This is a genomic window from Phycicoccus duodecadis (assembly GCF_002846495.1).
Taxonomy (GTDB): Bacteria; Actinomycetota; Actinomycetes; order Actinomycetales; family Dermatophilaceae; genus Phycicoccus; species Phycicoccus duodecadis.
The window spans coordinates 413,222-426,573 of record NZ_PJNE01000001.1; the positions used below are offsets into that span (position 1 = coordinate 413,222).

Consider the following 13,352-nt stretch of genomic DNA (forward strand, 5'->3'; position numbering starts at 1 on the left):
CGTCAGCCGGCCGGCGGGACGCCCGGCGGCTCGGGCTCCGTCTCGCCGCCCTCTGCGGCCCCTGCGGCGCGCGCCGCCCGCGGCGCCGACCGGTCGCCGGCGTCGGCCCAGGCCAGGTCGCCGGCCCCGACGCGTGCCAGGTCGGCCGCGCCCACCAGGCCCGCCTCGTTGCCGAGCTCGGCCGCCACGATGCGTGCCTCGGGCCGGTAGCCGCGGCCGGTCAGCTGGCGCCGGAAGGCCTGCCGCGCGGGCTCGAGCAGCAGCTCACCGGCCGCGCTCACCCCGCCGCCGACCACGAAGGTGCCGGGGTCGAGCGCGGCCGCGAGGTCGGCCATGCCGACGCCCAGCCACCGCCCGATCTCACCGAGCAGCTCGCGGGCCAGCGGGTCGCCGTCACGGGCGGCCTCGGTGACCAGCGGCCCGGTGAGGTCCTCGGGCTTGCCCCCGACGCGGTCGAAGAGGTCCGAGACCACCGGGCTGCCGGCCGACATCAGCGCCCGCGCCTCGCGGACGAGGGCGTTGCCCGACGCGTACTGCTCCCAGCACCCGCGGTTGCCGCACTCGCAGCGGATGCCGTCGGGCACGACCTGCATGTGGCCGAACTCGCCGGCGATGCCGAAGCGGCCCCGCAGCACCCGCCCGTCGAGGACGATGCCACCGCCGATACCGGTGCCGAGGTTGACCATGACGAGCTGGCCCTCGCCGCGCCCCGCGCCGAAGCGGTACTCCGCCCACACGGCGGCGTTCGCGTCGTTGTCGACGAAGATCGGCAGGTCGAGGCGGCTGCCGAGCGCCTCGCGCAGCGGCTCGTTGCGCCACGACAGGTGGGGGGCGAAGACCACGGTGGCGCGGTCGGCCGCCACGAACCCGGCCGCCCCGATGCCGACGGCGACGACGCCGTCGTCCTGCTCGAGCAGCTCCTCGACGGCCGAGACGATGGTGTCCTCGACCACGCGTGGGCTGGTGGAGCGGTGAGGGGTGTCGCGCCGCGCCCGGCGCAGGACCGCGCCGGAGGCGTCGACCACCCCGGCGGCGACCTTGGTGCCGCCGATGTCGACGCCGATGGCCAGGGGTCGGTCAACCACGGGGTTCCTCCTCGGCAGCGGGGGTGCGGGCGTGGTCCGCGCCGGGCCCGGCGCCCTCCTGGCGGGCACGGGCACCGGCGAGGTCGGACAGCACGGCAGCGGCGACGCCGGCGAGCTCGGCCAGCCCGCTCAGGGTCTCGGGGCTGAGGCGACGCACGAACGCCGACGCGCGGCAGACCGGGCACCACTGGCACACCGGGTCGTCGCACGAGAACGCCTTCGGCCCATCGGCCTTCGCGTCGTCGGCCGGATGGTGGGCACCGTCAGGAGCCTCGGGGGCGGCCCCCGGGGTGGCGCCGCCGGTGCGGGTCCGCGCGGCGGGCGCCGGTTCGGAGACGTGCGCGGCGGCCTCCAGCCCGGCCCGTCGTAGGCTCTCGAGGAGACGCGCCGCCTCGTCGCCGACGCTCCCCACGTCCTCGGGCCACCGCTGTGAGGTCATGGTGGCGCTCAGCCCTCGACGCGCTTCTTGAGCTCGGTGAGCGCGGTGCTGATGATGTGCTTCTCGGCCTTGCGCTTCAGCATCCCGATCATCGGCATCGTCAGGTCGACCTCGAGGTCGTACGACACCCGGGTGCCCGCGCCCACCGCCTCGAGCGTGTAGCTGCCGGTGAGGCCCTTCAGGAGCGAGGCCCGCACCAGGTGCCAGGAGATGACGCCGGTGCCGTCCTCGGCGACGTCCCAGTCGTACTCGAGCACGTACTGGTCCTTGATGGCACCCGCGTCGAGGGTGAACTCGACCTGGTCGGCCCAGCCGTCGCCGTCCTCGGTGAGGACGGTGCAGTCCTTGACCTGCTCGGCCCACTCCGGGTAGGCCTCGAACCCGGCGATGACGTCGAGGACCTCGCCCGGGGAGGCGGCGATGTCGACGGAGGAGCGGGTGCGGTCGGCCATGGCACCGCAGGCTACCCGGCGCCCGGGCCCTAGAGTTGAGGGGCCGCCCACCGAGCACGAAGGAGTCCCACGGTGCACGAGAAGTCGATGCCGCTGGTCCTGCCCGCGACGGCCCCGGGGACGTTGGGGGACCTCCCGACCCGCCTGGCCGACGAGCGCCCCGACCGGGTCGCCTTCTCGCGGCGCCACGGCGACGGGTGGCAGGACGTCAGCAGCGCCGCCTTCGCCGACGAGGTCGACGCGCTCGCCAAGGGCTTCATCGCCGCCGGCGTCGCGCCCGGCGACGTCGTCGGCATCCTCAGCTGCACCCGGTACGAGTGGACCCTGACCGACTTCGCGCTCTGGGCCGCGGGCGCCGTGCCCGTCCCCATCTACGAGACCTCCTCGGCCGACCAGGTGGCGTGGATCCTCTCCGACTCGGGCGCGGTCGGGGTCGTCGTCGAGACCGAGAAGCACGTGGCCTCCCTCGACCGGGTGCGCGGCGACCTGCCGGCGCTGCGGCACACCTGGGTGATCGACCACGGTGACCTCGGGTCGCTGGCCCGCGACGGCGCCGACGTCGACGACGCCGAGCTGGGCGCGCGACGCGAGGGCCTCGACCGCGACAGCGTCGCCACCGTCATCTACACCTCGGGCACCACCGGCCGGCCCAAGGGCGTCGAGCTCACCCACGGCAACTTCCTCACCCTGGCCGAGAACACCGCCGAGGAGATCCACCAGGTCGTCAGGGCGCCCGGCTCCTCGACCCTGCTGTTCCTGCCGCTGGCGCACGTGTTCGCCCGCTTCATCGAGGTCCTGGCCGTGGCCGCCGGGGTGCGGATGGGGCACTCGAGCGACCTCAAGACCCTGATGGCCGACTTCGGCTCGTTCCGTCCCACGTTCATCCTGGCCGTGCCCCGCGTGTTCGAGAAGATCTACAACTCGGCCGAGAGCGCGGCCGAGGCCGGCGGCAAGGGCAAGATCTTCGCCGGGGCCGCGGCGGCCGCCATCGCCTGGTCCGAGGCGCGTGACGCCGGCTCGGTGCCGCTCGGACTGCGGGTGCGGCACACCGTGTTCGACAAGCTGGTCTACGCCCGGCTGCGCGACGCCATGGGCGGTCAGGTGCGCTACGCCGTGTCCGGCGGGGCGCCGCTCGGCACCCGGCTGGGCCACTTCTTCCGCGGCATCGGGGTCACCATCCTCGAGGGCTACGGGCTGACCGAGACGACCGCGCCCGCCACCGTCAACCGCCCCGACGCGATGAGGATCGGCACCGTCGGTCAGCCGCTGCCGGGCGTCGACGTGCGCATCGCCGACGACGGCGAGATCTGCCTCCGCGGCGTCAACGTGATGCGCGGCTACCGCGGCAACCCCGACGCGACCGCAGACGCCGTGCGCAGCGGCTGGTTCCACACCGGCGACATCGGCGAGCTCGACGACGCGGGCTTCCTGCGGATCACCGGTCGCAAGAAGGAGATCCTCGTGACCGCGGGCGGCAAGAACGTCGCGCCGGCCGTGCTCGAGGACCGGCTGCGGGCGCACCCGCTGGTCAGCCAGTGCATCGTCGTCGGCGACGGCAAGCCGTTCATCGCCGCCCTGGTCACCCTCGACGAGGAGATGTACCCCGGCTGGGCGGCCACCCACGGCCTCGAGGGCCTGCCGTTCGCGAAGGCCAAGGACGACCAGCGCATCCGCGACGAGATCCAGAAGGCCGTCGACGACGCCAACACCGCGGTCTCCAAGGCGGAGTCGATCCGCAAGTTCGTCATCCTGGACGGTGACTTCACCGAGGAGTCCGGGCACCTCACCCCGTCGCTGAAGCTGAAGCGCAACGTCGTCATGCGCGACTTCGGCGACGAGGTCGACGCGCTCTACGGTGGCTGACGCCGGCCGGCCCACCGTCGCGCCGCGGCCCGACGGCGCCGACGCCGGCCGGCGACCGTGGGGGCCCGGGCTGCTCTTCGGCCTCGCGTGGCTGGCCTGGTTCGGGGTCGCCCAGTGGAGCGTGGTGCGCTTCCGGGTACCGATCCTGCTGGTGCTCACCGCGTGCACCGCGCTGCTGGCGTGGTGGCTGGTGCGACGCACCGCCCTCGCCCTGCCGTCGTGGCTCGGCCCGGCGGTGCTCGTGGGCTCGGCGGTACTCACCCTCACCGTGCCCCTCTTCTCGTACCTGCGCGGCGGCTGGCTGACGGCCGCCCTCGCCGTGCTGGCCGTCGGGGCCGTGCTGGTCGCCGGGCTCCTGGCTCTCCCCCGACCCTGGGCCGCGCCCGCCGCGGCGGGCGTGGCGGTGCTGGCCCACACGGCCCTCGCGGCCGTCACCATCCTGGGTGACCGCGCCCCACGCATCGACGTGTGGGTCATCCTCCAGCAGTTCGCCGACGCCACCGCGCGCCTCGACGACGTCTACACGCAGGTCTTCACCGGCTCCCCCGGCGTCCAGGACCACTTCACCTACCTGCCGTGGATGGGCGTGCTCACCGCGCCCGGGCGCTGGGTCGCCGGCGACGTCCGGTGGATGCTGCTGGTCTGGACCCTGGTGCTGCTGGCCGGCCTGTGGGCCCTCGCCGGGGGTCGGCGCGGCCAAGCGGCGCGCGCCGCGGCCGTCGTGGCCCTGGTCGTGTTCGCCCCCGGGACGCTCACCCAGGTCGACCAGGCCTGGACCGAGCCGGTGCTCGCCGCCCTGCTGGTGTGGTGGGCCGTGCTGGTGCGGCGCGGGCACGCCTGGTGGGCCGTGCTGCCGCTGGCCGTGGCGTGCGCCAGCAAGCAGCACCTGGCCCTGCTGGCGCCGCTGCTGCTGCTGTGGCGCCCCTTCGGGTGGCGGCGCACCCTCGCCGCCGGGGCTCTGGCCGGCGTGCTGGTGCTGCCGTGGCTGCTGGCGGACGCCTCGGCCTTCGTCGACGACACCGTGACGACGTTGCTGACCTTCCATCCCATCCGTTTCGCGAACACCTGGTACCTGTACTTCCTCAACGAGCGCGGCGTCGAGCTGCCCTTCGCCGCCACCGGCCTCGTGATGCTGGCCGCCGTCGCGGCCGCCGTCTGGGCCGTGTGGCGCCGCCAGCCCGACGTCGGCGAGGTCCTGCGCTGGTTCGCCCTCGTGCTGGCCGTGGCGAACCTGGTGAACAAGCAGGCGTTCTACAACCAGTTCTGGCTGGTCGCGGTGTTGGTGGCCGCGTCGCTGCTGGTGGTGCCGGACGTCACCGCGCGAGGGCGGCCAGCCGCTGCCGCCAGCGACGGGTGAGGCCCGCGCGGTCGGTGCCGATGACGCCGGGCATCGCTGCGTCGCAGGCCCGCGCGGCCGCCTCGGCGCCGCCGGTCGCGGTGCACGCCCGCACGAGACGCCGCAGCCCGGCCTCCCCCGCCAGCGCTACCACCGTCTGCGCGGCCTGCCACGCGGCGAGGTAGCCGACCTCGATGTCGCTGACGCCGGGGTCGAGCGCGGTGTCGGTCGGCAGCGCGGCGGGGGCCGTGCCGGCACGGACGGCCGCGACCAGGGGTGCGGCCAGCGTGCGTTCGGGCAGGCCCGCCCGGGCGTAGCCCACGTGGTCGGCGTAGCCCTCGGACAGCCACAGCGGGGCCGTGCCCGGCACGCTCCCCCGCACCGCCACGTGGGCCAGCTCGTGGGTCAGGACGACGTCGCGGCCGACCGGGGTCAGACGGCGCCGGGCGTCGGGGTCGACGAGCACACGGTCGCCGGTGGCCAGCCCCGCGGCGTCGGTGGGGCCGTCGGTGGTGGCGGCCACCCGGCCCACCGCGGCACCGCCGTCGCCCCGCAGGGTGGCCGCCTCGGCCGGCGTCTCGGGCAGCAGCACCAGGGTGCGGCGCGGAGTGCCGGGCCAGAGGCGGGCCAGGACCGGGAGCGAGCGGTCGACGGTGGTGGCCGCGGCGGCCAGGGCGGCCTCGGGGGCCGTGCCCGCGACGACCACGGAACGCCCGCGACGGACCGTCAGCCCCGGCATCGCCAGCCACGGCGGGGCGGCGTCGGTACCGGTGGCGGTCTCGTCGGCGACCAGCCAGCGCTCGCCCGCGCGGCGCAGGGCGTAGCGGACGGTGGCGGTGCGCTCGGCCCGGTCGACGCCGGCGACCCGGTAGCGCAGCGTCACGTCGACGGCCGCCGGGTCGTCGGCCGGGGGCGCGACGTCGTGGGACAGCTGCGAGAGGCCGAGCGCGCGGGCCGCCCCGAACGTCTGCAGCTGGCGCCGCCCGGCCGCGTCGGTCGGCGCGGCGACGGTGGCCCGGAAGGCGGCGGTGTCACCCGTGCGCACGGCGGCGTCCCGGGCCTCCAGCAGGGTGTCGAGGGCGGTGGACACGGCGGAGGCGTCCGGCACCGAGGCACCCGGGCGGGCGCCGCTCGGGCCGGGCGCGGGCGCCGACGTGCTCGGCCGGGGGCTCGCGGGGGCGCCGTCGGGAGGCGCCGCGTCGGAGCATCCGCCCAGCAGGAGGGCTGCCGCCAGCACCGCGACCACCGGACCCCGCGTACGACGGGGGCTGGGTCGTCGGGGCACCGGCTCATCGTAGGGAGCGGGACCGCGGCCGACGGCCGGCGCCCTCAGCCGACGGCGAGGCCCCAGCCGGTGCCCGTGCTGCCGGGTTCGAGGCGGGCCCGGGCCGCGGTGGCCGTCTCGGGGTCGACGAGGCCGGCGCGCACCAGACGGGTGACGGCCGCACGCTCCTCGGCGTCGAGGGAGGTCTCGGAGGCCCTCGTGGTGATCTCGAGCAGGACGGGCACCATGCAGTCGGCACAGTGCAGCTCGCGCACGGGGCAGGTGCGGCACTCGATGGCCAGGACGTCGGGTCGGGTCATGCGTCTCACCCCTTCCAAGGTGTCGCGGACGACGCTAGACGCGACCACCGACAGTCCCCCCGCCCCGGCCCCGAGCGAGGCGGCCGGGCGGCGCTACCACTGGAGGCTGTCGGAGACGCCGTCGCAGATGGCCGTGACCGTTCCTGTGCCTCCGTAGAAGTTGTCGCTCTCCTGGGTGGCGTTCCCTCCCATCGACAGGTCGCGCCACCCGGAGACGGTGCCGCCGTCGACGCGGAAGGTGCAGGTCACACCGCCGCTGAACCCTGAGGTGCGCACGGCGATCCAGCGGCAGCCGGCACTCGTGCACGACCCGTTGCCGGTGTTGCACGACCGCTGGGTGCAGGTGCTGCCCTTCAGGACCGTCACGCTCTTCGGCTGAGGGATCGACTGGGAGTCGGGGCCCGCCCAGGGTGACCAGTCGCCGCCCGCGTAGGCCCGGACCTCGAGCTGGTAGGTCCTGCCGTCCTGCCCGGTGAAGCTCACCTGCTGCTTGGCCGAGTCGAAGACCTGGCCGACGGCCCCCCGCACCTCCACCCGCTGGATCGGCCGCCCGTTCTCCGGGAGGTTCCAGCTCCAGGTGATGGTGTTGCCGCTGCGGGTGCTGCTCAGACCGGTGGGCTGCAGCGTCGGTCCGTAGGGTGTCGCGGTGTCGGACACGCGGTTCGACTCGCTGCCCCCGGAGTTGACCGTCCACACGGTGAGGGTGCGGTTGTTGGTGGGTGAGGTGTCGAACGGACCCACCGTGAAGCTGACCTGCGAGCCGGGCGCGCAGCCACAGGCGTGGCTGCCGTTCTGGCCGCCGCCGGACCACCGGATGGTCGTGAACGACCCGGCGCGAGGCTGCCCGACGCCGACCGTCAGGGTGATCCGGCGGTCGTTGTTGGGCGTGCTGGCCGTGAGCGTCGGGGTCGACGGCTGGCCGACGGACGTGAACGACGAGGAGTTGGTCTGCGGCCCCTCGAGGCCGGCGCCGTTGGTGAGGGTGACGGTGTAGCGGTAGGTGTTGCCGTCGTAGGGGATGGTCACCTTGGCGTCGCGGGTGCCGGGAGCGGTGGTGGCGACCGCCGTCCAGGCGCCGTTGCCGACCGACTGGTAGAGGGTGTACTTCGTCGTCGGCGGCCCGTTGGGCGAGCCCTGCTCCCAGGTGATGGTGAGCGCGGCCGAGTCCTGCGCCGGGCCCGGCCCGCTGGCCTGGATGCCCGGGGCCGGCAGGGCGGGCGGGGTGCCCGCCGACTGCATCGTGACCGCCGGCCCGAACGGCCCCGCGCCGAGCTCGTTCCAGGCCTGCACCTGCACCGACTGCTCGGCCATGTTGTCGAGCCCCGTCACCGTCGTGCGCAGGCTCGGGGCCGCGACGTCGACCGTCCTGGTCTCACCCGTCGAGGAGATCAGCCGGACCACGTACTTGGTCAGCGGGCTGCCCTCGTTGGTCGGCTCGTCCCAGCCGATCTCCAGCGACCGGTCACCCCGCGCGAGCATCCGCACCCCCGTGACCTGGCGCGGCAGGGTGTCGGGGCGCACCGCCGCACTGGGCTCCGACGCGGGTCCCTCACCGACGCCGTTGACCGCGGCGACGGTGAAGCGGTAGTCCTTGCCGTTGGTCAGGCCGGTGACCGTGCACGGCGAGGCGGAACAGCTCATCTGCCCCGACGAGCCCCCGGTCCAGCGCACCACGTAGGAGGACACCGTGGCTCCCCCGTCGTAGGTGGGCGGCAGCCACGCGACGCGCGCCTGACCCCCGGCGTCCCGGTCGGCGACCGCGCCGACCTGGCGCGGCACGGACGGGCGGCCGAGCATCGTCACCGACACCCGGCCGGGGGCGGTGCGACCCGGCCCGTCGCTGACGGACAGAGCGATGGACGCCGTGGGCGAGGGCTGCGTGCCGACGGTGACGGTGAGCGTGCAGCCCGAGGTCGACACCGTGACGCCGGTGCCGCGCTCGATGCGGGCCGAGGTGATGCTGCACGCCGGCTCGGCCAGGGGTGAGTCGAGGTAGACCGACACGTCGACCGCACGCGACTGGCCCTCCTGGAGGCCGGTGAGGCTGATCGGCCGCATCCGGGGCGCGGGGACGGGGTCCTCGGCGCCTCCGGGGGTCAGGCCGGAGCGGGCCGCCTCGTCCGTGCCGATGACCCGGACGCCGATGGTGGAGGGCGTCGCCAGACCGGGTGCGGTGACGCTCAGCCGGCCCCGTGAGCTCGAGGCGCCCGCGTCGGCGTGCAGCGTCACCCGCCGGTTGCTCGGCCCGTCGATGCGCAGGTCGGCGTCGGCCTCGGTCTGCCAGCGGGTCTCGAAGCGCACGCTGTCGAGACCGGTCCCGACGGGCAGCCAGACGTGGCAGAAGGTGGGCAGGTCGACGCTGCGGTCGATGCCGCCCGCGAGCACGCTGACCTCGCCCTCGGGGCAGCGCAGCAACGGCACCTTGGGGCCGATCTGCACCGGCACCGACACGTACGCGGTGCCGAAGTCCTTCTGGCCGACCGCGTCCTGGTCAGTGACCTCGAGCATGACGGCCGCCGGGCCCACGTAGCCGTTGGAGGAGGTGAGCTCGAGCGTGCGGTTGTCGGTGACCGACACGTCGAGGTCCTCGGCGGGCGAGGCGCTCACGGTGTCGGCCGTGGTGACGGACACGACGCGGCCCCGCGGGCTCTTGACGTAGTCGTTCAGCGCGACCGTGCGGGTCGAGTCCTTGTCCATCTCGATCACCGCGTTCTGCACCACGAAGGGCTGCCCGTTGGCCCCGGTGGGCACGTTGATGACGGCCATCGCGGTCGCGCCGTCCTCGTCCTCGATGACGTAGGGCACGGCGTAGGGGTGGTCGAGGATCTTCACCGACACCCGCCGGGTCGAGGGGTCGTAGCGGGCGTCGGGCGAGAGCACGTCGACGATCTGCAGCGTGGCCGGGTCGGAGTCGACGTCGGTGTCGTTGGCGAGGGCGTCGACGAGGGTGGCGGTCTCGCCGGGCTTGGGCGCCGCGACGTCGTCGTTGGCCACCGGCGGGTTCACCCAGCCCTTGACGGGGCGCACCAGGATCGACGCCTTCGACGGGTCGAAGATGCCGTTGCTGATGCTGTAGCCCAGCTGATGCAGCTGGGTGGTGTCGTCGGGCACCTCGGTCTGCACGACGTTGTCGTCGTCGACGCGCCACAGCCGCAGCGTCGCCGGCGAGTTCAGGCTCCGGGTCTCGACCTCGACACTGTCGCCGCGTGCCACGAGGTCGTTCGTGAGGGGTTTGACGGTGACGGTCTTGCCGGGCGCCGCGAAGACCTCGTCGGCCACCGCCACCGGGGGCTGCGGGTCGCCGGGCTGCACCACGCCGACCCGCACCGAGGCCCGGCTGGTGGCCCCGAAGCGGTCGCGCACCTCGTAGGTGACGACCTCGGTGCCGGCCGCCAGCGGGAACGACTCGTACCGGATGGTCGAGGGCCCGATGCCCACGACGCGGCCCAGGGTCAGGTCGACCGCTCCCCCGTCGGCGCCGACCACGCCGGTCACGCTGACGCTGTCGCCGTCGGGGTCGACCCCGAACGTCGGCACCGTCATGGTGATGGGGTCGCCGGCGGTGACGGTGGCCGTGAAGCTGCGGGCCACCGGCGCCTGGTTGATGCGCTGGGCGTTCGGCAGCGGCGTGACCTGCACCCGCACCCGGGCGGTCTGGGCGCGGTCCTTCATCCCCTCGGCGTAGGCGGCGTACTCGATCGTCACGAACCTCGACGCCTTCAGGGCCGTGGCCTCGGGGACGTAGCGGATGACGTTGCCCGAGGCGAACGCCCGCTGCTCGTCGCCCGTGCTGATGACCTTGACGCTGCCGGGGTCGAGCACGAGCGGGATGCCGTCGGCCATCGTGTCGTTGTCGAGCACGGGGATCGAGACCGTGTCGCCCTCGCGCACGGCGGCCTCGTCGTCGACCACCAGCGGCACGGGGCCGTCGAGAGCCGACTGCTGGAGCACCGCCACCTGGCCGGTGACCCGCTGCGTGCCGTCGCTGACGGTGTAGCGGATGACGCCCCTGCGGCCGGGGCCGTCGAGCGGGGCGGGCTCCCTGGACTCCAGGCGTACCCAGCGGCCCTGGTAGATCGACGGCTGGAGCCAGGAGTTCTCACCCTCGGCCTGCACGGCCGCGGTGACCAGCACGTCACCGCGCGGGGAGTAGTCGTTGGCCAGGACGTCGACGAGGGTCGCGGCCTGGTCGTGCAGGGTGGCGGTGTCGGGCACCGAGACCGGCGGCGCGCCTTCGGGTGGTGTCACCAGGTCGACCCGGATGCGGCCCGGGGCCGCCCCGGCGCCGGTGACGGCCGAGTAGGACAGCTCGTACGTGCCGGGGGCGGAGCCGGTGATGGTCACCTGGCCGGTGGCGAGGTCGGTGTCGACCTGCAGCGGACCGACCGGGCGCACCTCGGAGCGCAGCGTCAGCGTGGCGTCGGGCTCGCCCGGGTCGGCGCCGGCCACGTCGTTGCCGAGCGGCTCGACCTGCAGGGGCTTGCCGACGACCCCGCGGACGGCGTCCGGCTGGGTACGAGGGGCCACGAGCTTGACGTCGGGACCGGTACCGATCACGAGCGCCGCGACGGTGCCTTCGGTGGACCCGCCCAGGCCGTCGGTGACGACGTAGCCGATCTGTTGCCTCCCCACCTCGGTGGGGGCCCGCAGCGTGATCCGCCCCTGGCCGTCGACGACCCCGCCCTCGGTCTCGGCCCGCGCCGCCAGGACGTCGTTCTCGGGGTCGCGCCAGTCGGCCAGCACCGGCACCGAGAGACGCTTCCCCACGATGACCGGGTACACCTGCTGCGCCAGCCGGGCCCCGCCCGGGCGCAGCCGCGGGGGGCCGTTGACGTCGTCGCCGACGACGCGGACCGTGACCCTGGCCGACTTCTGCGAGGTCTTCTTGCCGTTGTTGACCTTGTACGAGAACTCGAACAGGCCGCCCGCGGCCTCCGCCGGGACCGACACGTCGACCGCCTGCCCGTCGGCCGAGACCGTGGCGGCGACGCCCTTCGTCGAGGGGGCCGTGACGTCGCGCTGGTCGATGGCCAGCACCGAGCCGGCCGCGTCCGTGTCGTTGTCGAGCACGTGCAGCTTGCTGGTGCGGCCGGGGCGGACCGTCTCGGCGTCGTCCTTGGCGGTGGGCGGCTGCTGGGCCGCCGTGTCGTCGAGGAGGTTCTCGTCCTTCTTCCGGGTCTTGTCGTCCTCCTGCACCGGCGGGGTGAGGGCGTCCCAGTTGTCGATCTTCGTGGGCTTGTCCTCGAGGTCCCACACGCCGCCGTTGTCGAGGTCGTTGAGGACGACGAGCCCACGGTTGACCCGCAGCGCCACCCCGTCCCGCGTCGGCAGCGTGCCCTCGGCGGGCAACGTGGTGCTCGGCTCGTCACCGACGCGGCCGCAGTTGGCCCCGTAGAAGACACGCTCCTCCTCGGCCCAGGCGGCGTGGAGGCACCCCGCCAGCACGACCGGGCGCGACAGCAGCACAGCGCCCGGTACCCGGTTGACGCGCTCGCCGACGACGACGCCCCCCGGTGAGACCCCGCCGTCGAGCGGCACCTGCGCGGCCCGGTCGGCCGACTGCACGACCACGGCCTCGGCATCCGGGCCGGGCTGCTGCAGCGCCGCGAACCGGGCGCCGTCGACCGTGACCTGTGCGTCGAACCCCGCAGGCCTGCTCGCGGTGTAGACGCGGTCCCTGGCGGCGTCGTACGCCACCCAGGCGCGTCCGACCGCGGTGATGTCGGGGGTGGCGGCGCGCAACGACGTGGGGGCGACGACGGGTCGGGCGAAGCCGGCCGCGGCCGGAGCCACCGACGTGACGCGACCGTCGGCCCCGGAGACGACGTGGATGACGCCGTCGAGACCGACCGCCAGCGCGCCGTTCGGGCCGACCGTGGCCACCGGCTCGGCACCCGTGGCCAGCCCGGGCAGGTTGTCGGTGCCGGTCGCGGGGTCGACGCGCTGGGCGTAGACCTTGCCGGCAGCCGGGTCGAGCAGGGCCAGGGTGCCTCCGCCGAGGGCCACCGGGCGCGGCGTCCACCGGCCGGGGACGGACTTCACGGCCGGGACGGTGGCGGCGGGGTCGCCGGCGGTGGAGGTGCGCACGTCGATGGGGAAGAGCTCGCCGGTGTCGGTGCGCAGGCCGAGCACGGCGGCGCCGTCCTGGAGCACGTCGAGGCCGGCGCCGGTGCCGGCGTCGGTGGCGACCCCGGTGTCGAGCTGGCCGATGGGCACGTTGGCCTTGGCGAACTTCGCCTGCGCGGCGGAGCTGACGAAGACGCCGGCGTCGTTCAGGTCGGTCTCGTGCACGGTAGTGCCGTCGCTGGCCACCGCCACGTACCCGAGGGCGGAGGCGACCAGCGCCACCGTGACCAGGCTCGCGACGCGTCGGCGGGCCCGGCGGGTCGCCGCCGCACGGGCACCGGCACCACGCATCACGACGTTCCTCCTCCACGGCCCCGAGCCCGCCCCGACGTCCCCGGTCGGGGGGCGTGACCACCCTAGACCGCGTGGGCGGCCTCCCGGCGCCGATCCGGAGGGGAGGGCTCCCCTTCGGCGCGACCCGGCCGCCGGCCGTCCCTCCCGCGCGCCTCGGAGGGGATGTCGGAGGG

Annotated in this window: 8 protein-coding genes; 2 read left to right on the plus strand and 6 right to left on the minus strand. The window is 74.8% G+C overall.

The features are described from left to right. Nucleotides 1–2: 2 nt before the first annotated feature. The 3 genes from ATL31_RS01960 to ATL31_RS01970 are packed head-to-tail and all read right to left on the minus strand — an operon-like array spanning nt 3 to nt 1,976. Nucleotides 3–1,085, minus strand: a complete 1,083-nt coding sequence (locus ATL31_RS01960; protein ID WP_245861835.1) for an ROK family glucokinase — start codon at nt 1,083–1,085, stop codon at nt 3–5. Further along, complete coding sequence (locus ATL31_RS01965; RefSeq protein ID WP_101394290.1) at nt 1,078–1,524, minus strand: hypothetical protein; 447 nt, start codon at nt 1,522–1,524, stop codon at nt 1,078–1,080. The genes ATL31_RS01960 and ATL31_RS01965 overlap by 8 nt, the downstream gene beginning before the upstream one ends. Nucleotides 1,525–1,532: 8 nt before the next feature. Next, complete coding sequence (locus tag ATL31_RS01970; protein WP_101394291.1) at nt 1,533–1,976, minus strand: SRPBCC family protein; 444 nt, start codon at nt 1,974–1,976, stop codon at nt 1,533–1,535. 72 nt (nt 1,977–2,048) lie between these two features. Here ATL31_RS01970 and ATL31_RS01975 point away from each other — a divergent pair, with 72 nt between their 5' ends. Together ATL31_RS01975 and ATL31_RS01980 are read left to right on the plus strand one after the other, a co-directional pair. Continuing rightward, on the plus strand, nt 2,049–3,839 hold the full coding sequence (locus ATL31_RS01975) for an AMP-dependent synthetase/ligase (RefSeq protein ID WP_245861836.1): 1,791 nt from the start codon (nt 2,049–2,051) through the stop codon (nt 3,837–3,839). Next, entirely contained in the window at nt 3,832–5,196 is a 1,365-nt protein-coding gene (locus tag ATL31_RS01980; RefSeq protein WP_101394292.1) for a hypothetical protein, read from the plus strand. Before ATL31_RS01975 ends, ATL31_RS01980 begins: the two co-directional genes overlap by 8 nt. On the opposite strand, the gene ATL31_RS01985 is transcribed toward ATL31_RS01980, so the two are convergent. From ATL31_RS01985 to ATL31_RS01995, 3 genes are all read right to left on the minus strand, one after another. Continuing rightward, the gene (locus ATL31_RS01985; RefSeq protein ID WP_143598274.1) at nt 5,153–6,460 is read right to left on the minus strand and encodes a hypothetical protein; all 1,308 of its coding nucleotides are present in this window, start codon (nt 6,458–6,460) and stop codon (nt 5,153–5,155) included. The genes ATL31_RS01980 and ATL31_RS01985 overlap by 44 nt on opposite strands. 44 nt (nt 6,461–6,504) lie before the next feature. Further along, complete coding sequence (locus ATL31_RS01990; RefSeq protein WP_101394294.1) at nt 6,505–6,759, minus strand: hypothetical protein; 255 nt, start codon at nt 6,757–6,759, stop codon at nt 6,505–6,507. Nucleotides 6,760–6,852: 93 nt separating this feature from the next. Continuing rightward, nucleotides 6,853–13,176, minus strand: coding sequence for an Ig-like domain-containing protein (locus tag ATL31_RS01995; protein ID WP_101394295.1), 6,324 nt, complete (start codon nt 13,174–13,176; stop codon nt 6,853–6,855). Nucleotides 13,177–13,352: the final 176 nt, after the last annotated feature.

Excerpts from the sequence above, each read along its gene's own strand:
- ATL31_RS01965 (WP_101394290.1), bottom strand. The coding sequence starts at position 1,524 with ATGACCTCACAGCGGTGGCCCGAGGACGTGGGGAGCGTCGGCGACGAG.
- ATL31_RS01970 (WP_101394291.1), bottom strand. The coding sequence starts at position 1,976 with ATGGCCGACCGCACCCGCTCCTCCGTCGACATCGCCGCCTCCCCGGGC.
- ATL31_RS01990 (WP_101394294.1), bottom strand. The coding sequence starts at position 6,759 with ATGACCCGACCCGACGTCCTGGCCATCGAGTGCCGCACCTGCCCCGTG.
- ATL31_RS01995 (WP_101394295.1), bottom strand. The coding sequence starts at position 13,176 with ATGCGTGGTGCCGGTGCCCGTGCGGCGGCGACCCGCCGGGCCCGCCGA.